This window comes from Amycolatopsis sp. NPDC058278, assembly GCF_042881395.1.
Classification (GTDB): Bacteria; Actinomycetota; Actinomycetes; order Mycobacteriales; family Pseudonocardiaceae; genus Amycolatopsis.
In genome coordinates this window covers 17,524-41,340 of sequence record NZ_JBHVXZ010000034.1, presented here as the reverse complement: position 1 = coordinate 41,340, position 23,817 = coordinate 17,524, and the positions used below count along the sequence as shown (strand labels likewise).

At 73.6% G+C, this 23,817-nt stretch carries 16 protein-coding genes; 2 read left to right on the top strand and 14 right to left on the bottom strand.

The features are described 5' to 3' along the window. Position 1 precedes the first annotated feature (1 nt). From ACFVYA_RS19530 to ACFVYA_RS19500, 7 genes are all read right to left on the bottom strand, one after another. A complete protein-coding gene (locus ACFVYA_RS19530) occupies positions 2 to 1,057 on the bottom strand; it encodes a nitronate monooxygenase family protein (protein WP_285990647.1) in 1,056 nt (351 codons plus the stop codon). Further along, the gene (locus ACFVYA_RS19525; protein ID WP_387046665.1) at positions 1,054 to 1,785 is read right to left on the bottom strand and encodes a CoA-transferase subunit beta; all 732 of its coding nucleotides are present in this window, start codon (positions 1,783 to 1,785) and stop codon (positions 1,054 to 1,056) included. Before ACFVYA_RS19525 ends, ACFVYA_RS19530 begins: the two co-directional genes overlap by 4 nt. After that, a complete protein-coding gene (locus tag ACFVYA_RS19520) occupies positions 1,782 to 2,645 on the bottom strand; it encodes a CoA transferase subunit A (RefSeq protein WP_285990645.1) in 864 nt (287 codons plus the stop codon). The genes ACFVYA_RS19525 and ACFVYA_RS19520 overlap by 4 nt, the downstream gene beginning before the upstream one ends. Then, entirely contained in the window at positions 2,635 to 3,375 is a 741-nt protein-coding gene (locus tag ACFVYA_RS19515) for an enoyl-CoA hydratase family protein (protein ID WP_387046663.1), read from the bottom strand. Before ACFVYA_RS19515 ends, ACFVYA_RS19520 begins: the two co-directional genes overlap by 11 nt. Then, complete coding sequence (locus tag ACFVYA_RS19510) at positions 3,375 to 4,253, bottom strand: SDR family oxidoreductase (RefSeq protein ID WP_387046661.1); 879 nt, start codon at positions 4,251 to 4,253, stop codon at positions 3,375 to 3,377. Before ACFVYA_RS19510 ends, ACFVYA_RS19515 begins: the two co-directional genes overlap by 1 nt. Further along, positions 4,250 to 5,017 (bottom strand): SDR family oxidoreductase, encoded by a 768-nt coding sequence (locus ACFVYA_RS19505; RefSeq protein WP_387046659.1) that lies wholly within the window; start codon positions 5,015 to 5,017, stop codon positions 4,250 to 4,252. Before ACFVYA_RS19505 ends, ACFVYA_RS19510 begins: the two co-directional genes overlap by 4 nt. 78 nt (positions 5,018 to 5,095) lie before the next feature. After that, a complete protein-coding gene (locus ACFVYA_RS19500; protein ID WP_285990641.1) occupies positions 5,096 to 6,310 on the bottom strand; it encodes a helix-turn-helix domain-containing protein in 1,215 nt (404 codons plus the stop codon). A gap of 141 nt (positions 6,311 to 6,451) precedes the next feature. Between ACFVYA_RS19500 and ACFVYA_RS19495 the strand changes: the two genes are divergently transcribed. After that, the gene (locus tag ACFVYA_RS19495; protein WP_387046658.1) at positions 6,452 to 7,141 is read left to right on the top strand and encodes a TetR/AcrR family transcriptional regulator; all 690 of its coding nucleotides are present in this window, start codon (positions 6,452 to 6,454) and stop codon (positions 7,139 to 7,141) included. 177 nt (positions 7,142 to 7,318) lie between these two features. Further along, complete coding sequence (locus tag ACFVYA_RS19490) at positions 7,319 to 7,978, top strand: cutinase family protein (protein ID WP_387046657.1); 660 nt, start codon at positions 7,319 to 7,321, stop codon at positions 7,976 to 7,978. 61 nt (positions 7,979 to 8,039) lie between these two features. On the opposite strand, the gene ACFVYA_RS19485 is transcribed toward ACFVYA_RS19490, so the two are convergent. From ACFVYA_RS19485 to ACFVYA_RS19455, 7 genes are all read right to left on the bottom strand, one after another. Next, complete coding sequence (locus ACFVYA_RS19485; protein WP_387046655.1) at positions 8,040 to 9,260, bottom strand: lipase family protein; 1,221 nt, start codon at positions 9,258 to 9,260, stop codon at positions 8,040 to 8,042. Positions 9,261 to 9,278: 18 nt separating this feature from the next. After that, entirely contained in the window at positions 9,279 to 10,253 is a 975-nt protein-coding gene (locus ACFVYA_RS19480; protein ID WP_387046652.1) for an alpha/beta hydrolase, read from the bottom strand. A gap of 9 nt (positions 10,254 to 10,262) precedes the next feature. Further along, a complete protein-coding gene (locus tag ACFVYA_RS19475; RefSeq protein ID WP_387046651.1) occupies positions 10,263 to 11,840 on the bottom strand; it encodes an acyl-CoA carboxylase subunit beta in 1,578 nt (525 codons plus the stop codon). Next, complete coding sequence (locus ACFVYA_RS19470) at positions 11,840 to 18,334, bottom strand: beta-ketoacyl synthase N-terminal-like domain-containing protein (RefSeq protein ID WP_387046649.1); 6,495 nt, start codon at positions 18,332 to 18,334, stop codon at positions 11,840 to 11,842. The genes ACFVYA_RS19475 and ACFVYA_RS19470 overlap by 1 nt, the downstream gene beginning before the upstream one ends. Continuing rightward, entirely contained in the window at positions 18,331 to 20,082 is a 1,752-nt protein-coding gene (locus tag ACFVYA_RS19465; RefSeq protein ID WP_387046648.1) for a fatty acyl-AMP ligase, read from the bottom strand. The genes ACFVYA_RS19470 and ACFVYA_RS19465 overlap by 4 nt, the downstream gene beginning before the upstream one ends. Before the next feature lie 92 nt (positions 20,083 to 20,174). Next, positions 20,175 to 21,560, bottom strand: a complete 1,386-nt coding sequence (locus tag ACFVYA_RS19460; RefSeq protein ID WP_387046646.1) for an MFS transporter — start codon at positions 21,558 to 21,560, stop codon at positions 20,175 to 20,177. After that, positions 21,557 to 23,560 (bottom strand): MMPL family transporter, encoded by a 2,004-nt coding sequence (locus ACFVYA_RS19455; RefSeq protein ID WP_387046643.1) that lies wholly within the window; start codon positions 23,558 to 23,560, stop codon positions 21,557 to 21,559. Before ACFVYA_RS19455 ends, ACFVYA_RS19460 begins: the two co-directional genes overlap by 4 nt. Positions 23,561 to 23,817 lie beyond the last annotated feature (257 nt).

Here is a 23,817-nt window from a genome sequence, read left to right as displayed (position 1 = left end):
CTCATCCTCCCGTTTGCCGGCCGAGCCGCCGCAGGATCTCACCCGCCTCGGCCACTGCGCCTTCGACGATCTGTGCCACCGTGGGCAGGTCGTGAATCATGCCCACCACCTGTCCCGACGCTAGCACTCCCGCGTCCGTCCGGCCTTCGACCAGTCCCGCCCGCAGCAGCATCGGGGTGTTGGCCGCCATGACCAGCTGGCTCCACGTCAGATCGTTGCCGTGCTTCATCGCGAAGCCTTCTCGGAGCATCGCAACCGGGGACAGGCCGGTGATATTCCGGAAGCGCAGCGCGTTGCGGGCCGCTTGCGCCAGGCCGCGGATCCGGCCGGTGCGTTCGAGCTTCTCGACGAGGTCGGTGCGCAGCACCCGGTGCGGGAGGCCGTCGACCCGCTTGGTGACGACCGTCCCGGTGAGCCCCTGCTCGAGGTAGAGGCGCTTGACCTCGTCGGGGACCGTGCTCTCCTTGCTCAGCAGGAACCGGGTGCCCATCGCGACGCCGGCCGCGCCGTAGGCGAGCGCGGCGGCGAGCCCGCGGCCGTCGAAGAAGCCGCCGGCGGCGACGACCGGGATGTCGACGGTGTCCAGCACCGAGGGCAGCAGCAGGGTGGTGGCCACGCCCCCGGTGTGCCCGCCGCCTTCGCCGCCCTGGACGATGACGGCGTCCGCTCCCCAGGCGGCGACCTTCTCGGCGTGCCGGGCGGCGCCGACCGACGGGATCACGACGATCCCGTGGTCACGCAGTTTCGCGATCATTTCCTTCCGCGGGGCGAGCGCGAAGGAGGCGACCTTCACGCCTTCGCGGATCAGCAGGTCGACGCGTTCGCCGGCGTCCGCCGCGTCGGCGCGGAGGTTCACGCCGAACGGCTTGTCCGTCCGCTTCTTGACCTCGGCGATCGCCGCTTCCAGCTCGCCGTGCGTCATCGTGGCGGACGCGAGGATGCCGAGGGCCCCGGCTTCCGCGGTGGCCGAGACCAGCCGCGGCCCGGCGACCCAGCCCATCCCGGTCTGCACGACCGGGTGCTCGACCCCCACCAGCCGGGTCAAAGCCGTCTTCACGCCGGGACTTCCTTGTCCCGCAGGCTCTTCGGGTCCAGGACCTCGCGGATCAGCCGCAGCTCCTCCTCGGCCGGTTCACGGCTGGTCCCGGTGCCGGTGAAATCGATCTCGAACGTCGTCGCCGCCACGACCTCCTCGCGGGTGACGCCCGGGTGCAGCGAAACCGCCCGCATGGCGTGGTCCGGGCCGCCGAAGTCGAACACGCCGAGGTTGGTCACCACCCGGTGCACGTCGTGGTACTTCTGGGCGGAGGCACCGGCCTTGGCCGCGTTGTCGTAACCGACCCCCGACACGACGTCCACCGCGTCCACGAACACGCGCGTGGAGTGCCGGGGCACCCAGTAACTCGTGCGGTGGTTGATGGTGTTGCCCGGCGCGCCCCGCACGCCGAGCAGCTGCTTCTTCGGACGGGCGTGGTCGCCGATGGCGGAGATGTTCTGGTTGCCGTACCGGTCGATCTGGTTGGCACCCATCACGACGTGGCGGCGTCCGTGCGGGACGATGGTGTCCAGCATCTTGCGGAAGGGCTGCCAGCCTTCGACGACGCCGCCGGTGGTCATCAGGTAGGCCTCGCCGTCGGACATCAGCAGATCCGGCTCGAACGTCAGCCGCGCGAGCTTCGCCCCCAGCTGGGGGATGAAGCCCATCGGGCTGGCCACGATCTCGCCGTCGCCGCGGAACACCTCGGCCATGGCCACCACGACGATTTCGGCCCGGGTCGCGCTCATGCCGCCTCCGCCTCGAATTTGTCCACTTCGGACAGATAGTGCCGGTCGTCACCGGAAAGGAACCGGTCCACGAACCCGGGCCACGCGTCGAGATCCTTGGCGCAGGCCGCGTAATGACGCTGGAACCGCTCGTCCCGGCCGTAGTCCGGCACCGCCGTGGTGAAGTGCGCCCCGCGCGGCGCCTCGACGACGCCGGCCACGCTGCCGCGGGTGAGCAGCAGCGACTGCACCGGCCCGGCCGCGGTCAGCTCGGCCGTCTCGACGACTTTCTCCACCGACACGAAGCACCTTTCCGCGGCCAGGCCGAACAGCTCGTCGAAGTACGGGTCCGGGCCGAGGTACTGGGCGTTGCCGCGGGCGTCCGCGCGATTCAGGTGCACCAGCGCCACGTCCAGGTGCTGCGCCGGGACCGCCACCAGCTCTTCGCCGTCGTCGTACGGTGAGCGCACGGTGCGCAGGTGCGGGTTGGCGCGCATGACTTCGGAGCCGAGCCCCGCCCGCGTCGGCAGGAACGGGAGCCGCTGCATCGCCGCCGACAGCGCGGTGCCGAACATGCCCTCGTCGTACTCGGTCACCTCGATCGCGCCGGTCTCGCGGGCGCGGCCGAACCACGGGTCGAACGGGATCGAATCCAGGGTGACGAACCCGAACACGACCCGCTTCACCTTGCCGGCGGCGCACAGCAGGCCGACGTCCGGGCCGCCGTAGGAAACGACGGTGAGGTCCTTGACCGGGGTGCGCAGGATCGCCCGGACCAGTGCCATCGGCTTGCGCCGGGAGCCCCAGCCGCCGATCCCGATGGTCATGCCGTCCTTCAGCTCGGCCGCCACGTCGTCGGCGGTCGTGCGCTTATCGGCCATTCAAGAACTCCTCGCGGGCTTCGTCGGACGCGCCGAGCAGGTTCAGTTCGAAGGTGAAGCCCTGCTCGAAGCGGTAGCTGCGGTGCACCTGCTGGGTGTCGATGCCGTTCAAGGCCTCTTTCGCCGCGCGGATCACCCGCGGGTCCTTCTTCGCGATGTCCCGGGCGACTTCGAGCGCCGCATCGTCGAGGTCCGCGCGTGGCACGACCTGGTACACCGAACCGTGGGCGTGCAGTTCGGCCGCGGTGATCTTGCGGGCGGTGAAGTACAGCGTGCGCATGAGGTGCTGGGGCACCAGCCGCGCCAGGTGCGTGGCCGCGCCGAGCGCACCCCGTTCCACCTCCGGCACCCCGAACGTCGCATCCTCGGAAGCCACGATCACGTCGGCGTTGCCGACCAGGCCGATCCCCCCGCCCAGGCAGAAGCCGTGCACCGCCGCGATCACCGGCACCGCGCAGTCGTAGACCGCGCCGAAAGCCGCGTAGCACCCCCGGTTGGCGCCGACCAGGGCGTCGTATCCGGCGCTGCGCTGGATCTCCTTGATGTCCACCCCCGCGTTGAACCCGCGGCCTTCCGCGCGGAGGACCACGACGTGCACCTCGGGGTCCCGGCCGGCCTGCGTGATCGCGTCGGCGAGGTCGAACCAGCCCTGCACGGGCAGCGCGTTCACCGGCGGGAAGTCGACCGTGACGACCTCGATGTGGCCGTCACGCTTGGTCAGGATGCCCATCAGCTCGCTCCGTACACCGGTTCAGGCCCGGGCGCGCGCTCGAGCAGTTCCTTCACCACCGGACCGAGTTCGGCCGGGTCCCAGCGCTCGCCCTTGTCCACGGCCGGGCCGTGCCGCCAGGCCTGCGCCAGGGAGACCTTGCCGCCCTCGACTTCGAACACCCGGCCGGTGACGTGCGCGGACTCCTCGCTGCCCAGCCACACCACCAGCGGCGAGACGTTCTCCGGCGCCATCGCGTCGAAACCGGTCTCCGGACGCGCCATCGACGCGAACACCGCCTCGGTCATCCGGGTCCGCGCGGCCGGCGCGATCGCGTTGACGGTGACGCCGTAGCGGGCGAGCTCCGCGGCCGCCACCACGGTCAGCCCCGCGATCCCCGCCTTCGCCGCCGAGTAGTTGCCCTGCCCCACACTGCCCAGCAGACCGGCGCCCGAGCTCGTGTTGATCACCCGGGCCTGCGGGGTCCGTCCGGCCTTGGCCTCGGCCCGCCAATGTTCCGCAGCGTGCCGCAATGGCGCGAAATGCCCTTTGAGGTGCACGCGGATCACCGCGTCCCACTCGTCCTCGGCGAGATTGACCAGCATCCGGTCCCGGAGGAACCCCGCGTTGTTGACCAGCACGTCCAAGCGCCCGAAGTTCTCGACCGCGGTGCCGATCAGCTCGCGGGCCCCGGCCCAGTCGGCCACGTCCGAGGTGTTCGCCACCGCCTTCCCGCCGAGTTCCCCGATCTCGGCGACGACCGCGGCGGTCGCGTCCCCGTCCACGTCGTTCACCACCACCGGCGCGCCCTCGGCCGCGAACGCCAGCGCGTGCGCCCGTCCGATGCCGCGGCCGGCGCCGGTCACCACGACCACGCGGTCCTGGCACAACCCGCTCACGAATCCTCCCGATGGTTGACGTCGGCCGCGGCGAGGAACGCCGGGACCTCACCTCCGCCGTGCACGCGCAAGGTCGCGCCGGAAACGTAGGAAGCCAGGCCGGAGGCGAGGAACGCGGCGCAGTGCCCGACTTCCGCCGGCTCGGCGAGCCGCCCGAGCGGCACGGTCTTCCCGACCGCCTCGACCGCCGCCTCGCTGCCGTAGTGCAGGTGCGCCTGTTCGGTCCGCACCATCCCGACGTCCAGGGCGTTCACGCGCACCTTCGGCGCCCACTCGACCGCCAGGCTCGCGGTCAGGTTGTCCAGCCCGGCCTTCGCGGCGCCGTAGGCCGCCGTTCCGGGCGACGGGCGTGTCCCGCTCACGCTGGAGATCATCACGATGGCACCGCCGGCGTCCTGGCGCTGCATCACCGCGTTCGCGTGCTGCGCGACCAGCAGCGGGGCCAGCAGGTTCAGCTGCACGATCTTTTCGTGCAGTCTCGGCGACGCCGCCGCGGCCGACACGTACGGCGCCCCGCCGGCGTTGTTCACCACCACGTCCAGGCGGCCGTGCCGCTCGACGATCCCCTCGACCAACGCGGCCACCTGCGCCTCGTCGCGGACGTCGCACGCGACGAACTCCGCCTCGGTCGGCGCCTCCCGCCGCGCACAGACCACGACCCGGGCGCCGTGGGCGCGGAACACGTCGGCGATCCCCCGGCCCACGCCGCGGACGCCCCCGGTGACCAGTACCACGGTCCCGGCCAAGCCCAGCTCCGTCTTCACCGGCACACCACCTTCCGTCCCCAAAACTAGAACATGTTCTCGCTGGGGACAAGGTCGGGAGGTGAGCCGGGAAGCCTGCTACTCCTCGGGAGGGGAGAACTCGTTCCGGGTGATCCGCAGCCCCGACGCGCGCAGCGCGGCCTGCATGGCGAACCGCGCGTCGGGATCGTCGAGGCGATCGCCGAAGGCCTGCTTGAGCTGACGCACGCGGTAGCGGACCGTCTGCGGGTGCACCGAAAGGTCGACCGCGATCTTCTCGGAGTTGCCGCCGTTCTGCAGCCAGGACAGCAGGGTCTCACCCAGCCGGCGGCGCGTCCGCTCCGGGAACTGTTCGAGCGGGGCCAGCTCCTGCCGCGCGACCTGCTCGGCCAGCGGCGAGTCCGAGAGCAGCCACAACTCCGTCAGGTGGTCGGTGCACCAGGTGACGGGCGTGTCCGGGAGCGCGCCGTCGGCCACCAGCCGCAGCGCGGCGCGCGCCCAACGCAGGGAGTGCGCCGCCGCGCCGAGGTCCGTCGGCGGCCCGACCGCGACGCGGGTGCCGAGCCGCGTCAGGGTCCGCGCGTCCACCGGGGCGGGCAGCAAGAGGTACGGCTGTGGTGAATCGAGGTCGGCGAGGACGTCGGGCCCCCACGCAGTGCCCACGGTCGTTTCGGCGGCGACCGCCGCCACGGCGCGGGGGACGGGCCAGCCCGCCGCGGCCGCCAGTTCGGCGAGGACCGCGTCCGGGATCGTGCCCGGACCGGTCAGCAGCCGCAGCAGCCGTCGCCGCAGGCCCGCCCGGGTGCCCTCGATCTCCACCCACGTCTCGCGGTGGCCCCGGCTCGACATCCGGGCGAGCTCGTCCGCGTAGCCGAACAGCATCTCGGCCAGCTGCGCCATCGCCGCGGAGGAAAGCCGGTGGCGCCGGCCGAGCCGCATGATCCAGCGCCAGCCGACGCGGGTGCCCACGCGGTAGGCCGCCTGCAGGTCGTCCAGGGTGCGGCCCTCGCGGGCCTCGCCCACGCCGAGCTGGCGGCACGTCTCGTACAGCCGTTCCCGCGAGGCCAGTGGATCCTCGACCAGGTCCACGAAGAGCTCGACCGCGCACTCGACGGCGTGCCGGGTCACCCGGCCGTAGGAGCCGTCGCCCGGCCGCGCGTAGACGGGGACCGCCCGCAGAACCTCCCGGACGATCCAGTCCGCCAGCGCCGGCAGCGCCGGACGCATGAGCGCGGCCAGCTCTCTTCGCCGGAGAATCTCTTCGCCGGCGACCGGAGGAGCGGGGACGGGTTGCCGGGCACTGTCGCGGGACACCAGGGTTCCTCCACCGGGGACGGCGATCGCAACTCTTTCGGGGGTCCGGGTGGCGGAGCCCCCGGCCCGGGGCGAAGCCCCGGATATCACGGAGCGCGCTTTACCGGACAGTAAAGCCAGGAGACCGTACAGTACACCTCCATGAGCCGGCAGAGTCCTCCTGATCGATCCAGCGCTCGCCGCAGCCCGGCCGCCCGGCCCACCGACGACCAGCTGCTCGACGCCGCCCGCGGCGTGTTCGCCGAGCGCGGCTACGCCCAGGCCACGATGGGCCTGATCGCGGACCGCGCCGATTCCACCAAGCCCACCCTCTACGCGCATTTCGGTGACAAGGCGGCCCTTTTCCGCACCACCGTCCGGCGCGAGGTCGCCGCGTTGCGCGCGTGGGTGATCACCGCGTACGAAACGGCGAACGGCCGCCCGCTGGAGGAGCGGGTGCGGCTCTCGGTGATGGCCATGTTCGGCTACGCCGGCACCCACCCGGAGAGTTTCCGGCTGCTGTTCGATTCGGCCGTCGACGAGATGTCGAACGAGCGCCGCGCGCTGGCCGATTCCATCGCCACCCACGTGGTCGGCCAGGTGCGCGAGCACCTGCTCGCGCACGGCCGCCCGGCCGGCCCCGGCGCGGACCTGCTCGGGGCCATGATGGTCGGCCTGGTGGGACGGGCCGCGATGCACGTCTCCCACTCGCCGGGGGTCGACCCGATCGCCGCGGGCGAGCTGGCCGCCGGGTTCGTCATGGCCGCGCTGCGCGGGCTGGACCCCGCGCTGCTGGAGCGCCTCGACCGTCCCGCGGGGGCTCCGCACCCGGCCGGGCAGTGCACCACCTGAGCGTCCACACCGGACTGTTTGTCACCGGCTGAACAATTACCGACGCTTCGGGAAATCACCTCTTGCCGGGCCCGGCAAGCACTGCGACGCTGCGTTCACCGCAAGCGACGCACGTATTTCCGTCCCCGCGGAAAGCGCTTGCCGACCCCCTTTTCCCACAACGAGGTGTGATCAGCCATGATTCGCTTCCCCCAGAAACGCCTTCTTTCCGCCGCGGCCGCCGTCGGCTTCGCCGTCGCCGGGCTCACCGTGGCCGCCGCGCCGGTGGCCTCGGCCGCGCCGTGCACCGACATCGACGTCCCGGTGGCCCGCGGCACGGGCGAACCCGGCACGCTGGGCCTCATCGTCGGCGACCCGGTCTTCTCGGCCGTCCAGAACCGGCTGCGGCCGCGATCGGTGAGCAGCTACCGCGTCGACTACCCCGCCGACCTCGGCCAGCCCGCCTCGGTGCAGCGGGGCAACACCGACCTGGTCAACCACGTCCGGACGCAGGCCGCGGCCTGTCCGTCGCAGCGGTTCGTCCTGGTCGGCTACTCCCAGGGCGCCAACGTCGTCGACAACTCGATCGGAATCAGCAGCGCCGGCGCGGTCGTCGGTGGCCCGATCGTCGCGACCATCCCGGCCGACCTGGCGCCGCGGATCGCGGCGATCCTGTTGTTCGGCAACCCGATCCGCGCGATCGGCCGCTCGGTGACCGGCACCTACCAGAGCCGCACCAAGGACTACTGCGCCTTCGGCGACCCGGTCTGCCAGGCGGGCGGCCTCAACATCCTGGCCCACCTGAGCTACGGCGGCGAAGCCAACGACGCGGCCGGGTTCGTCGCGGGCAAGGTCTGATTCCCGCGAAACGCCCGGGAAGGCCACCTCGGAAATCCGAAGTGGCCTTCCCGGATTCCCCTCAGCAGTTCGAAGGCGCGGTTTCGCCGTTGAACCGCTTGACGATCCACTGGTGCGCGTCGGCGTTGCCGGCGAGGATCCCGGTCGCGTGTTCGGCCAGGTAAGTGGTCCACTGCTCCCGCATCCCGGCCGCGCAGTACGCCCGGTGCAGCGTTTCCGCCTGCGGGGTGTTGACGATTTCGTCGGTGCTCGCGTGGTACTGGAACACCGGGACCCGCGGCGGGTGGGCGCCCAGCTTGTTCTGCGCCAGCCGCGCCTGCCACTGCGGCGTGCCCAGCGGGTTCGACGTCGTGAAATCACTGATCTTCTTGAAGGAGTAGTTCAGCAGCAGTTCGGCGGTGCACGCGTTCTTCTTCGCGTCGGTCAGCTGCTGACGACCGGTCTCGTTGAGGAAGGAATCCAGCTTCAGGTCCGGGTACGCGGCGTCGAGCCCGACCGCGGCGAAGGCCAGGAACCCGAACCCGATATAGCCGTCGAGCCCCTTGGCGACTTCGGTCAGGTCGGCGGGCACGCCGCCCGCGACGACACCGACGACGTTCAGCTCCGGCGCGTACGCGGGCTGCTTTTCGCCGGCCCACATCGATCCACCGCCGCCCTGCGAATAACCCTGGAAGATCACCTTGGCGCTCTTCGCCAGCCGGGCGGCCGGCAGGTCCTGCGCCGCCCGCACCGAGTCGATCACCGCGGGCCCCATCGACTGCCCGGTGATGTAGGTCGGCACGGTCGCCGGCGAATAGCCCTCGTAGTCGGTCACCGCGACCGCGTAGCCGCTGGAGAGCGAGTCGTTGACGGCGGGCTGGTCGTACAGCGTGCCCCGCTCCATCGCCTTGGACGCCGTGCACTTGAAGGCCGGGCCCTGCGTGCCGACCGCGTAGCCGACGATCGGCGCCTTGGCCGGATCCACGCCCTTCGGCACGAGGATCGTCCCGGTGACCGCGTTCCGGTTCCCCAGCGCGTTGGTCGACAGGTACATGACCTGCCAGGCGTCGGCGTTGAGGGCGTTCAGCAGCGGAACCGCAGGACGCCAGCGGATGACGTCACCCGGTTTGCCGGCCGGCAGCGGGGACGGCGGGGTGTAGAACGAGTCGTCGAACGGCCCGGGCAGCAAGGGCGCCGCACCGGCGGGCGGGCTCGCGGCCGCGACCCCCAGCGCCACCAGGCAACAGGTCAGCAGCGCCGAAAGCACGGCGCGACGACGAGCATGCTTCACCACAACCTCCATCGGGGAAAGGGATTGCGCTCAGGCCGGGAGGCCCAGCGCGCCGGCCAGGACCGGCCAGGACTGGTGCAGGGCCCGCTGCCAGTACGGCCAGCTGTGGGTGCCGGGCCCGTAGTAGTCGACGGTCGCCGGGATGCCGGCGGTCCGCAGGCGGTCGGTGAAGCTGCGGGACGACATCTCCGCCGTCGACTCCAGGAAGTCCGCCTGCCCCGGCGGGTCGAGCGGCCCGGTCTGCCCGTTGCCGCAGGAGACGTAGAGCGCGGTGCCGCGCAGCTGGTCGACGTGGTCGTACGGGTTGTTCGCCGTCCAGATCGAGCGCATGCCGAACGCGTCACCCCAGAGGTCGAGGTAGTTGAAGAACCCGCCGCGCGCCAGGATCCCGATGATCCAGACCGGCAGGCCCGGGTAGAGCGTGTTCGGCACCCCGCTGTAGGACGCGGCCGCGCCGAACATCCCCGGGTGCTTGAACGCGTACGCCATCGCGCCGTACCCGCCGATCGACAGCCCGGCGACCGCGCGGCGGGTGCCACCGCGGTAGCCGCGCTCGACGATCTGGCGCACCTCGGCGGTGTGGAAGGTGTCCCAGTCGGGGGTGTTCCGGAGGCCGAAGTTCCACCACTTCGTGTACATCCCCGCCGCCCCGTCCGTCGGCATCACGACCAGGGCGTCCTTGGCCGCGGTGAACGCCTTGACGTCGGTGAACTGGTCCCACGAGCGGTAGTCGACCGGTTCGCAGCAGCCGTGCAGCAGGTACAGCACCGGCCAGGTCCGCGTGGGCTGCGCCGCCCAGCCGGACGGCACGATCAGCCGCACCATCCCGGTGGTGCCCAGGGCCGGCGAGCTGATCTGCAGGTCGACGGTCCGGGCGTCCAGCCACGTCTCCTGGACGACCTTCGCGCCGTCGTCGGCCACGGCCGGGCTCGCCTGGGCGGGCGCCACACCGGCACCGGCGATCAGGAGGGCGACGGACAGCGCCAGCAAGGCGATCCGTTTCATGAGGACTCCTCAGAGGGGGATGTTCCCGTGTTTCCGGGCCGGCAGGCTCTGGCGTTTGGTGCGCAGCATCCGCAGGGCCCGCGCCACCTGGAGGCGGGTCTGCGACGGCGTGACGACTTGATCGACGTAACCGCGTTCGGCGGCCAGGTACGGGCCGCCGTGGCGCTTGCGGTACTCGTCGGTGAGCCGCCGGCGGGCCGGCTCGCGTTCTTCCGGCGGCAGCCCGGCCAGCTCGCGCCGGTAGAGCACCCGGACCGCGCCTTCGGCGCCCATCACCGCGATCTCCGCGGTGGGCCAGGCCAGCACGACGTCGGCGCCGAGGTGCTTCGAGCCCATCACCGCGTAGCCGCCGCCGTAGGCCTTGCGGACCACGACGGTCACCTTCGGCACGGTCGCCTCGGAATAGGCGTAGATCAGCTTGGCGCCGCGGCGGATGATCCCGCCGCGTTCCTGATCGGTGCCCGGCAGGTAGCCGGGGACGTCGGCCAGGGTGAGGAGCGGGATCGAGAACGCGTCGCAGAAGCGCACGAACCGCGCGGCCTTCTCCGACGCGTCGATGTCCAGCACACCGGCCTGGTGCCGCGGCTGGTTGGCCACGACGCCGACCGTGTGGCCCTGCACCCGCGCGAAGGCGCAGATCATGTTGGGCGCGAAGGCGCTGTGCACCTCGGTGAACTCGCCGTCGTCGACCAGCGCGGCGATCAGCTCGGTCATGTCGTAGGTCCGGTGCGGCGAGTCGGGCACCAGCCGGTCGAGCTCGAGGTCGGCGGCGGTGAGCCCGGGATCGGTGTCGTCGGCGTACGCGGGCCCGGGGTCGAGGTTGTTCGCGGGCAGGTAGCCGAGCAGCGTCTGCACCCAGTCGACGGCGTCCTGTTCGCCGGCGGCCCGGTGGTGGGCGTTGCCGGCGACCTCGCTCTGCACGACCGCGCCGCCGAGTTCCTGCGCGGTGACGTGTTCGCCGGTGACGGCGTGCACGACGTCCGGGCCGGTGACGAACATGTGCGAGGTTTCGTCGACCATCACGGTGAAGTCGGTCATCGCCGGTGCGTAGACCGCGCCGCCGGCGCACGGTCCCATGATCATCGAGATCTGCGGGATGACCCCGGAAGCGTGTGCGGTGCGGCGGCCCAGCTCGGCGTAGTAGGCCAGCGAGACGACGCCTTCCTGGATCCGGGCGCCGCCGGAGTCGTTGATCCCGACGACCGGGCAGCCGATGGTCATGGCCAGGTCCATCAGCTTGAGGACCTTTTCGCCGGAGACCTCGCCGAGGCTGCCGCCGAAGACGCTGAAGTCCTGGGAGAACACGCAGATCTGCCGCCCGTCGACGGTGCCGTGCCCGGTGACGACGCCGTCACCCCACGGCCGGTTCGCGTCCATCCCGAACTCCGCGCACCGGTGCCGCGCGAACTGGTCGGTCTCCACGAAGGACCCGGGGTCCAGCAGCAGCCCGATCCGTTCGCGCGCGGTCAACTTCCCCTTGGCGTGCTGCCGGTCGACGGCCCGCTTCTCGGCGATGCGGACGGCTTCGTCCTGCCGGGCGGCGAGATCGGCGATCCGGAACGCGGTGGTCGGGGTGAGTTCGTCCATCACCGCACCACCGCCCCGAGCCGTTCGGCCAGCACCGCCACGTGCGGTGGATCGATCATCGACACGTGATCGCCGGGCACCCGCACGACTTCGAGGGCCGCGCAGTGGGCGTCCCACCCGAGGGCGTCGTCGGTGCGCAGGTACCGCGGGTCCAGCGCGGTGGTGAGCGGGTGCGGTTCCCGGGCGCGCAGCAGGACCACCCGCCCGTCGTAGCTTTCCGGCGTGTACCGCTCGGCCACCCGGGCGTCCACATAGGACTCGTACTGGTGCTTGAGGACGCCCGCGCCCAGGTCCGGCACCTGCTCGGCGAGCTGGGCCATGACCCAGTGGATCTGGGCGTCTTCGTCCAGCGTCGCCAGCTCGTCGCGCGGCACCTCGAACGGGACCCTGTAGGTCCGGGAGATGTGGCCGGCGAACCGGTCGAAGCGGTCGAGTAGTTCGTCGGCCGGTGTGCGGGTGCCGGGCAGCGGCAGGATGGTGTCGATGAGGAAGACGAGTTCGGCGTTGTTCAGCTGCCGCGCGGTCTCGTAGGCGAGGCAGCCGCCGAACGACCAGCCGCCCAGCCGGTAGGGGCCGGCGGGCTGGATGTCCCGGATCAGCTCGGCGTACCGGGCCGCCTTGCCTTCGACGGTGTGCTCCTCGTCGAGGCGTTCGAACCCGTAGACCGGTGGACCTTCGGGGAGCAGCCGGGCGAGTTCGCGGTAGACGCTCGCGGTGCCCCCGGCCGGGTGGAAGAGGAAGACGGGCCGCCCGCCGACGCCATCGCGCAGGAGCCGCACGGGCCCGCCACCGTGCCCTTCGAGCTCGCCCCGCAGGAGGTCGGCCATCCCGGCAACGGTGGGGGTGGCGAAGAGCCGGTCCATGCCGGGGACGGTGGTGAGGTGCGCGGCGAAGGTTTCTCGTAGCTGCCGGGCCTGGGCCGGGTCGCCGCCGAAGCGGTCGTGGACGCCGGGTTCGGCGCCGCCGAGGACGGTCCGCCAGTGCCGGGCCACCCACCGCTCGGCGGGATCCCGCGGCCCGGTGACGACCGGCGCAGCAGGCTCGGCCCGCCCGGCGAGGTCCCGGGGCCCGGCATCCGCCGGCGACGCGGGCCCGGCGGAATCCACCAACCCGGCTTCGGTCGGCGATGCAGACCCGGCGGACTCCGCCAACCCCGCCCCCACCGGCGCAGCACGCCCGAAGCCCGCCTGCTCGGCCAGGTTCCCGGCAAGCTCCGCCAAGCTGGCTCCCCGCAGCAGCAGCGGAATCGGCAACGGCAGCCCGAAGTCGCGTTCCACCGCGCCGCGCGCCCGCATCGCCGACAGGGAATCGAGCCCCAACCGGGTGAGCGGCACCGTCCGGTCGATCTCCGGCACCCCGAGCAGGTCCGCGACCAGCCCCGCCAGGTGGTCGGCGATCGCCGCGCGGGCGGCCTCCGGTGCGCCGCCGCGCAGCGCTTCCATACCGTCCCATGTGGACGATTCAGCCCGCGGCCCGAAGAGCGCGAAGAACGGCCGCTCCCCCAGCCGGGGAAAGAGCTCCAGCACGGTCGCCGGGTCCACCCGGGCCACCCCGGTCGCCGGAAGGTCGCGTGCCAGCACGAAGTCCAGCGCCGACAACGCTTCCTCGGTGCCGAGCGGCTCGAGCACCGGGTTGGCCGAGCCGGCCGCCGCGCCCACCTCGCCCCACGCGCCCCAGCCGATCGTCGCGGCCGGGAGGCCTCGGGCCCGGCGCCACGCGACCAGCGCGTCGGCCCACGCGTTCGCCGTGGCGTACGCGGCCTGGCCCGGCGATCCGAACAGCGCGGCCGCCGACGAGTACACCAGCCACCAGTCGAGGTCGTGCCCGGCCGTAGCTTCGTGCAGGCGCCACGCGCCCAGCGCCTTCGGCCGCCAGACCGCCTCGAGCGCGTCGCCGTCGAGGCTGATCGCGGCGCCGTCGGCCAGGACGCCGGCGGCGTGCAGCACCCCGCGAAGCGGCACACCCCCTTCGACGGCCGCCGCGACCAGGGTCTCGGCCGTGCCCGGGGCGGCGATGTCACCCGGCACCACCCGGACGTCGATGTCCAGCCCGGGATCGGCGGCGTGCCGGCTGTTCAGCACCAGCCGTGTCGCGCCCCGCGCGGCCAGCCACTTCGCGGCGGCCAGCCCCAGGCCGCCGAGGCCGCCGGTGACGATGTACGCGCCGTCGCGGACCGGCTCGCGCGCCGGGTCACCGAGGGTGGGCCGGACCAGGCGCCGCGTGTACCGCACGCCGCCGCGCCAGGCGATTTCGTCGTCCGGGCCGTCCGCGCGGATCTCGTCCCGCAGCCGGTCCGCTCCGCCGTCGACCTGGCTCACCCGCAGTTCGGGGTGTTCGAAGGCCAGCACGCGCACGAGTCCGCGCAGCGCCGCCGCCCCGGGGTCGCCCCGCTCGCCGGGCTCGATGGCGTGCGCTCCGGCGGTCACCAGCCACAACCTCGGCGCCACGGGCAGTTCGGCCAGTTCGGCGACGACACCGGCCAGGGTCTCGACCAGCCACGACCCACGCGCCGGATCCGGCTCGGCCGCGTCGCCGAGCAGGGCGAGGACGGCGGCCGGTTCGCCGTCACGCAGCAGTTTCGCCAGCTCGGGCCGGTCGCCGAGGCGGGCGGTGCGGACGTCCTCGCCCGCGAACTGCTCGCCGAGATCGTCGTCGGACAGCACGATCCAGCGGTGCGCCGGCTTCGGCCCGCGGGGGCGCCCCCCGTTTTCCACACTACCGGCGGGCACCGACAATTCCGGCGCGGCGGGCAGCGGCGCCGGGTGCCAAGCCGCCTCGAACAGCAGCCGCGTCAGCGCCGCGTCGCGGTGGCGGCGGCAGTAGACGTCGCGGAATTCGACCAGGACGACTTCGTCGGCGTCGACCAGCTGAACGCTGCCGAGCACGCCGTCGCCGGACTCCTGGAGAACGGCGTCCACCCGCACGCCTCGGCGCGGGTCGCCGGCGACCACCACCTCGCCCACGCTGAGCGGCAGGTACAGGGCGTCCGCGTCGCCGACCGCCGCGGCCAGCGCGTGCAGGCAGGCGTCGGCGAGCGCCGGGTGCAGCACGTACGCGGGGTGGTCGGCTTCCGGTTGCGCGATCGACGCCGACGCGCGCCCGGGCGCGGCGGTCACCCGGCGCAGGCCGCGGAAGGCCGGGCCGTAGGACTGTCCCAGCTCGGCCAGCGCCCGGTAGACGTCGACCGGCTCCCCGGCGGCCGCCCCGAACGGCGCCGACGGTGTGCCGCCGGTGCCGATCCGCGCGGTGGCGTGCCGGACCCACCGCCCGGGTCTCGTGTGGACACTCAGCTCGGTGCCGCGGAGCGTCGTGGTCACCTCGGTGTGCTCGCCGAGCGGCAGGACTTCGCTCAGTTCGAGGTCGTGGACGCGGCCGCCCGGGCCGGCGGCGGCGAGCGCGAGCTCCAGGAAACCGGTGGCCGGGAACACCGGGACGTCCCGGACGGTGTGGCCGGCCAGCCACGGCAGCGCCGCGGTGCCGACGTCGCCCCGCCACAGGTGGCCGCCGCCGGGGTCTTCGATGTGCACGCCGAGCAGGGGGTGGGCCCCGCCGGTGCGGACGGTCCGGCGCGGCCAGAAGCGTTCGTGCCGCCAGACCGGGCCGGGCAGCTCGACCGGCGGCGTCTGCGGCCGGGCGGCCAGCACGCCGGGATGGCAGGTCTTGCGGGGGTCCGGGTGGCGGAGCCCCCGGCCCGGAGCGGCGCTCCGGTTGTCACCGCCGAGCACGTGCAGCCGGGCGAGGCTGGTCAGGAACGCCGTCCGCTCGTCGATCCGGCGGCTCGCCGAGGGCAGGCCGAGCCCGCCGGACTGCTCGATCGCGGCCAGCGCGACGGGGTGCGGTGAGATTTCGACGAAGACGGTGTGCCCGTCGGCGGCGGCCGCGGCCAGCGCCTGGCCGAACCGCACGGGACGGCGCAGGTTCGCTGCCCAGTACTCGACGTCGAACGCGGGCTGCTCGTGCGGATCCTCGAGAACGCTGCTGTACCAAGGGATTCCGGGTGTTCGCGGCGCCAAGCCCGGCACCGCGGCGCGGAACGGGCCGAGCAGTGGCTCGACGGCGGCGGAGTGCCCGGCGCCCCCGACCGGCAGCCGCCGGGCGAGCCTGCCGAGGTGCTCGGCGTGCGCGACCACGGCTTCGACGCGGTCCGCGGCCCCGCTGACGGTGCACTGGGTCGGCGAGGCGTACACCGCGATGGTGACGTCGGGGAATTCCGCGAGCTCGGCCGGCGAGAGCTCGACGACGGCCATCGCCCCGCCACCGCGTTCGTCGAGCTCGGCGAGCAGCCGCGCCCGGGCCGCCATGATCCGCAGGCCATCGGCGACGTCGAGGGCCCCGGCCACGACGGCGGCGGCGACCTCGCCCATCGAATGCCCGAGCACGGCGGCGGGGGTCACCGCGTGCGCCCGCCAGAGAGCGGCCAGGGCGAGCTGCACCCCGAACAGGGTGAGCTGGGTCGCGGCGAGGTCGGGAAGCTCGTGTTCGAGGGCTTCACGCAGGGAAAACCCGGCTTCGGCCCGGAAGACGGGATCGAGGGCCTCGATTTCGGCCCGGAAGGCGGGTTCGGAGCGCAGCAGCAGGCGGCCCATGCCGGACCACTGCGAGCCATAGCCGGAGAAGACGAAGACGACACCACGCTCACCGCTCGCGCCACCGCTCCCGCGGGCCCCACTCGGGCCACCGGACAAGCCGCCGGCCCCACCGGCCGGGCAACCAGCCCCGCCTCCGATGCCGCGCCCTTCGGCCAGGCCTCGCAGCGCCTCGACCACGTCAGCCCGGCTCTCGGCGACCACCGCCCCGCGCACCGGCAGCTGCTCCCGCCGGTGCGCCAGCGTCGAGGCGACGGCGTCGAGCGGTACCGCACTCTCGGCCAGCCAGTCCGCCAGCTCCCCCGCCCGTGCCCGCAGCACCTCCGCCGACCGGGCCGAGAGTGCGAACACCTGTGGACCGCCGTCACCGGCACGGGGCGGGAACGACGCCGCGGGCCACTCCTCCACCACGACGTGCGCGTTCGTCCCGCCGAACCCGAACGCCGACACCCCGGCCCGCGCCGTGCCGGCGTAGCGCGGCCAGTCCGTCCCCGACGCGACCACCCGCAGCCCGGTGAAGTCGATGTGCGGGTTCGGCTCGCGGAAGTGCAGGCTCGGCGGCACCCGCCGGTGCGTCATCGCCAGCACCACCTTCACCAGCCCGGTGATGCCGGCCGCGCCTTCGAGGTGCCCCAGGTTGCTCTTCACCGAACCCAGCAGCAGCGGGCGCTCCGGAGCACGCCCCGTCCCGAGCACCGCCGCCAGCGCGCCCGCCTCCAGCGGATCGCCCAGCGGCGTCCCGGTCCCGTGCGCTTCGACGTAGTCCACAGAGGACGGATCGACGCCGGCCGTGGCGTACGCGTCGCGCAGCAACGCCGCTTGGGCGTCCGGGTTGGGCGCGGTCAGGCCGTTGGACCGGCCGTCGGAGTTCACCGCGCTGCCGCGGATCAGCGCCAGCACCCGGTCCCCGGCCCGCCGCGCCGCCCGCAGGGTCTTCAGCACGACCACGCCGCAGCCTTCGCCGCGGGCGATGCCGTCGGCGCCGGCGTCGAACGGCTTGCAGTGGCCGTCCGCGGCCAGCACCCCCGCCCGGTGGAAGCCGGCGGTGATGCCGGGCGAGAGCAGGACGTTCACCCCGGCGGCGAGCGCCGTCTCGCTCTCGCCGCGGCGCAGGCTCTGCACCGCCTGGTGCACCGCGACCAGCGACGACGAGCACGCGGTGTCCAGCGTGAGGCTGGGCCCGCGCAGGTCGAGCAGGTACGACAACCGGTTCGCCGCGATGCTCGCCGCCGCGCCGGTCCCGGACCAGACGTCGACGCCCGCGACGTCGGTCATCGTCAGCGAGCCGTACTCGGTGGCCGACAGCCCGACGAACACCCCGGTCCGGCTGCCCCGCAACGTCGACGGCGGGATCCCCGCGTGCTCCAGCGCCGCCCAGACGACCTCGAGGAGGATCCGCTGCTGCGGGTCCATCGCCTCGGCTTCGCGCGGCGTGATGCCGAAGAACTCCGCGTCGAACCCAGCGACGTCGTCGAGGAACCCGCCGCGCGACGGCACACCGGCGAGGTCTTCCGCCGGGGCGAACGTCTCCCAGCGGCCCTCGGGGACGTCGCCGATGCCGTCGCCGCCCGCGTCGAGGAAGCGCCAGAAAGCTTCCGGGGACTCGATCCCGCCGGGTAGCCGGCAGCCGAGGCCGACGACCGCGATCGGCTCGCTGTCCTCCGGCAGCGGCGCGTACGCCACCTCGGAATCCACAGTGGACAGGTGGCCGGCCAGCGCGGTGATCGTCGGGTACTGCCACACCAGGGTCGGGGACAGCGACCGGCCGGCGAACTCGCCAAGGTCGGCCGCCAGGCTCGCCGCGTCCCTCGAGGACAGCCCGGTTTCGTGCAGCGGCCGGTCGACGTCCACGTCGCCGAGGCGCGCGAGCAGCCAGGCGCGGATCGCCGCGGCGTCCGGCGCGCTCATCCGAGCCGCCGGGCGGTGAGCGAACCGTCCAGGTAGGACACCCGGCACCGGGCCCGGCTGATCTTGCCGCTGGAGGTACGGGGCACCTCGCCCGGCGCCAGGAAGACGACGTCGTGCAGGCGCAGGCCGTGCCCGGCCGACACCGCCGCCCGCAGCGCCGAAGCCGCCTCGGCGACGTCGGCTTCGGTGTCCTTCGCGCGTTCCAGGACGACGACCGCGGCTTCCCCGCCGTCGCCGTCGATCGCGAAGGCCGCGGCCGAGTGCGGCCGGACGGCCGGGTGTTCCTCGACGGTCTGCTCGATGTCCTGCGGGTAGTGGTTGCGGCCGTCGACGACGACCAGGTCCTTCAGCCGGCCCGTCACGAACAGCTCGCCGTCGAACACCACGCCGAGGTCGCCGGTCGCCAGCCAGCCCTCGCCGGTGTCCGGATCGAGCGGGGGCAGGCCGAAGGTGGCCACCGACGCTTCGGCCCGGCCCCAGTAGCCGCGGCCGACGTTCGGGCCGCTGATCCGGATTTCGCCGACCTCGCCCGGCTCGGCGGGTTCCCCGGTCGTCCGGTCGGCGATCCGCACCCGCTGGCCGACCGGGCGGCCGCACGAGACGAGCGTCGTGGCGGCCGCGCTCGCGGCGGCCGGCACCGCGTACCCGGCGGCGAGCAGGGCCCGGTCGAACGTGACCTGCCGGGGCGGTTTTCCCGCGTCCGTCACGGAAACCAGCACGGTGGCCTCAGCCAGGCCGTAGGAGGAGCGGTGCACCTCCGGCCGCAGCCCGCAGCCGGCGAAGGCCTCGTGGAACTTGGCGATCGTGGCCGGCAGCACCGGTTCGCTGCCGTTGATCAGCGAGACGACCCGGCTGAGCTCCAGGTAGATCTTGTCGTCCTCGGTGACGCGGGAAGCGCAGTAGGCGTAGGCGAAGTTGGGGGCCGCGCTGATCGCGCCGGGACTGGCCGAGAGCGCGCGCAGCCAGCGCGCGGGCCGTTCGAGGAACGCCAGCGGGTCCATCAGGACCGACTCCAGGCCGCCGGCCATCGGCGCGCCGATGCCGAGGATCAGCCCCATGTCGTGGAACAGCGGCAGCCAGCTGACCGCCGACGTGGTGCCGCTCTCGGCGCCGTAGGCCGCGCAGGCCTGACGGGCGTTGGCGAGCACGTTGCGGTGGGTCAGCACGACTCCGGCGGGCGAGCGCGTCGAGCCGGACGTGTACTGCAGGTAGGCCGGGGCGTCGGGATCGGGCTCGGGCCAGTCGTGCGTCCCGGCCGCGACCGGCGGCACGGCGTCGACGTCGACCACCGCCGGCCCGACCGGGGAACCGGCGAGGAACCGGGTGACCGCCTCGCACTCCGCGGCCGTGGTCAGCACGACCCGCGGGCCGCAGTCGGCGAGCGCCGCGGCCAGCCGGCCCGCGTGCCCGGGCAGGCCGGGCGCGAACAGCGGCACGGCGACCATTCCCGCCCGCAGCGCGCCGAGGAACGCGACGACGTAGCCGGCGGATTGCCCGGCCAGCACCGCCGCCCGCTCTCCCGGACCGGCCACTTCGGACAGCCGGGCCGCGACTGCCTCGACCCGCTCGTCGAGCTCGCGCCAGGTGAGCGTGACCGCCCGGCCGTCGCCGCCGTCGCGGTGGTCCAGGTGGGTCACGGCGATCCGGTCGCCGAGGCGGCGCGCCCAGTGACCCAGCAGGGTCGCGAAGGACTCGCCGCCGTCGACGGGGGCACCGGTGCCGGGAACCGGCCGGGAAATGGTTTCCATGCATCCTCGCAGAGAGCGTTTACCGGCGCAGTGAATAACCGCACCGGCGCGGTTGTCAACGATTCAATCTCGGATACTCATGGGGAAACGGGTTACGGGACAGCACGTTTGTCACGCGGCGACGAGGTCTCGGCGGACCGGGTTCCCGGCACGCGCACGGCCAGCAGCGCGCCGGCGAACGTCAGCCCGGCCGCGGCGAGCAGGCCCGCGGTGTACCCGCCGGCCAGTGCCGCCCCGGCGGGGACGCCCGCCTCGAGCCGCGCCGCGCGCACCGACGTGAGCACCGCGCCGATCAGCGCGACGCCGAGCGCGCTCGACAATTCCCGGGCCGCGGTGAGCAATCCCGACGCCGTCCCGGAATACCGCTCGGCCACCACGTCGAGCGCGTGCGACGTCATCGGGACGGTGAAGGCGGAGCCCGCGCCGATCAGGACCAGGCCGGGCACCCGCGGCCACAGCGCGGGGACGTGGTTCACCGCGGCGAGGGCGAGCAGTCCCGCCCCCACCACGGCCAGCCCCATCGCCACCGTCCGAAGGGGACCGTGGCGGGCGACGGCCGCCGGCACCAGCGGCGTCGCGGCCACGACCGCCACCGCGACCAGCACCAGGGGCAGTCCGGCGCCGGCCGGGCCGAGTCCCAGGAACTCCTGGTGCAGCAACGGCGTGAAGAAGAAGATCCCGGAGATGCCCAGTCCCCACAGCAGCTGCAGGCCGAGCGAGCCCAGGAACACCCGGTTGCCGGTCAGGGCCGGCGGGACCAGCCGGTCGGCCGCCCGGCGTTCCCGCACGAGGAACGCCACCCCGAACGCGGTCCCCGCGGCGAGCAGCGGGATCCGGAGCCGGGGTTCGGCGAGCGCGGTGGTGAGCAGCACCAGGCTCGCCGTCACCAGGATCATCGCCGACGGCGGTGGCGCGCGGGTCCCGCCCCCGCGGCCGGGCGGCACGGTCCCCGGCAGCAGGCCCAGCATCGCGGCCACGAACGGGAGGTTGACGAAGAAGATCCAGGCCCAGCCGCAGTATTCGCTCAGGACACCGCCGAGCGCGGGGCCGAGGGCCAGCGCGGCCGCCAGGCAGGCCGTCCAGACCGCCGCACCGAGCGTCCGGCCGCGCGCGTCGAGGTTGGTCCGCAGCAGGCTCAGCAGGCCCGGCACCAGGAACGCGGCCGCGAGCCCCTGGAGCACCCGGGCGGCGACCAGCAGCCACGCCGAACCCGCCAGGCCGCCCGCCGCCGCGCCGAACCCGAACGCGAGGAGGGCGCCGGTCAGGGCCGGGCGCCGCCCCCAGCGATCGATCAGCGCGCCCGCCACCGGCAGCAGCCCCGCGAACGGGAGCATGTACCCCAGCGCGATCCACTGCAGGGCGCGGACGTCCAGGGCGAGGTCGCGGGCGATGGACGGCGCGCCCGCGGCGACGATCGTGTTGTCCAGCGTCGTGACGAACGCGCCGAGCGCGAGCACGACCAGGGTTCGCCGGGTCATCGCGCGCTCCCCACCAGCTCGCCGGTGCCCACGGCCTTCCGGCGCGGGAACCACCAGTTCGCCGCACCGAGCCAGGCCATCACCGCGGGGACGAGCACGCACCGGACCACGACGGCGTCCAGGAGCACGGCGACGGTCAGCCCGACGCCCGCCTCGCGCACCACTCGCGCGTCCACGAAGGCGAAGGAGACGAACACCAGCGCCATGATCAGCGCGGCCGCGGTGATGGTCCGGCCGGTCGCCGCGACGCCGTCGACGATGGCCGCGCGGGTGTCGCCGTGGCGGCGCCACGCCTCCTGGATGCGGGCGATGAGGAAGACCTCGTAGTCCATCGACAGCCCGAACAGCCCGGCGAACAGGAACACGGGCAGGTAGGGCTCGATCGGGGCGCCGAAGGCGAACACCACCGCGCCGGTCGTCGCGGCCGCGGTCAGCAGGTTCATCACCGCCGCGGTGAGCGGGATCAGCACGCTGCGGAACACCCACGCCAGCAGCAGGACCGAAATCCCGACGACGGCGGCGAGGAACAGCGGCAGCCGGGCGGTGATCGCCGCGGAGAAGTCGGCCCGCGCCGCGACGACCCCGCCGACGTGCGCGTCCGGGCCGGCGATGACCTTGGCCATCACCCGCGTCGACGCGAGCAGTTCGCCGGTCGCCGGATCGCCGGGGCCCGTACGCGGGAGCACCGTCAGCAGCCACACTCCCCCGGGCAGCGCGGTGGGCGGGCCGACGTCGGCGCTCGCGAGCAGCGCTTCCCGCAGCGCGCCCACCGCGTCCCCGCCGCCGGTCCCGACCACCGCCAACGCCGCGTCGGCCCCCGGCCCGAAGCCCTCGTCGAGCAGCTCGGCCGCGGTCCGCGTGACGCTGCCGGGCGGGTCGAGCGCGGCGTCCGGCACGCCGAGCCGCAGGCCGGTCATCGGCAGCGCGAGCACGGCCACGACCAGCAGGGCCGCCAGGGTGTACGGGCCGGGACGCGCGGTCACCGACCGCGCGAGCCGGGCCCACCGGCCGTCGCCGCCGTCCGGGCGCAGGCTCATCCGGCGGGCGAGGAGCCGCAGCAGCGCCGGCAGCAGGGTGAGCGCGGCGAACGCGGTCAGCAGCACCGAGACCGCGGCGGCGGCCGCGATCCCGTCCAGGAACGGCAGTCCGACGGTGACCATCCCGGCGAGCGAGACGCACACGGTGACGCCGGCGAAGACCACGCTGCGGCCGGAGGTCGCGGCCGCGACGGCCAGCGCCGCCGCCGGCTCGGCACCGTCCCGGCGGCCCTGCCGGTAGCGGGTCAGCACGAACAGCGCGTAGTCGACGCCGACGCCGAGCCCGAGCAGCGCGGCGATCTCGGTGCTGATCTTCGGCATGGTCATGACGTGCGACAACAGCGTCACCGCCGCCAGGGCGCAGCCGACCGAAACCGCCGCGGTGAGGACCGGCAGCAGGACGCAGGCCGGCGAGCCGAAGGCCACCAGCAGCACGACGGCCGCGGCGAGCAGGCCGATCCCGGCGTTGCCCAGGTCGGGCGCGGCGGCCGTCATCGCGGCGAGCTCTCCGGAAGCGCCGGCGGTGAGGCCCCCGGCGTCGCGGACGGTGGCGGCCAGCGCGTCGGCCGTCCCCTGCCCGAGGTCGGCGGCGGGGGCGTTGAAGCGCACGGTCAGCACCGCGATCCGCCGGTCGGCGGACACCTCGCCGGGCGGCGGATCGACGGACACGACGTGCGGCACCGCCACCAGCCGGGCGGCGAGCGCGTCGAGCCGGGCGCGGCCCGTGCCGCTGTCGACCGGGCCGTCCTCCGAGCGGACGACGACGCGTTCCCCGGCGCCACCGGCCCCGGCGGCGCGCAGCAGGTTCGCCGCCGCCGTGCTGTCCGCGGCCGGCAGGTCCACCGTGTCGCGGAAGGCCGAGCCGGTGTGCAGCGCGGCGGAACCCAGCCCGCCCAGCGCCAGCAGCCACAGCACGATCACGACGCCGGCCCGGCGGAAACACCAGGAAACGAGCGCCGTCATCGGTGTCTCCTCCCGCGTGCCGGTTGATCACGCTAACAACGGGAAGGCGCGCGAAGATACCGCCCGAGTTCACAAATCGAATTCCGGAAACCTTTGCCGCGGTTAGTGTTACGGGGTTTGTCCGGCAGGTGACAAACTCCGGTGCGGCCGTTGACCTCCGCGTGACAGAACCCGCTCCGGACGCAGGGGCGGCGGTTGCCAAGTCCGATCCCGTGTGAGTACATGACGTCCGCGCCGAGCCCGGCGCGGACTCCACG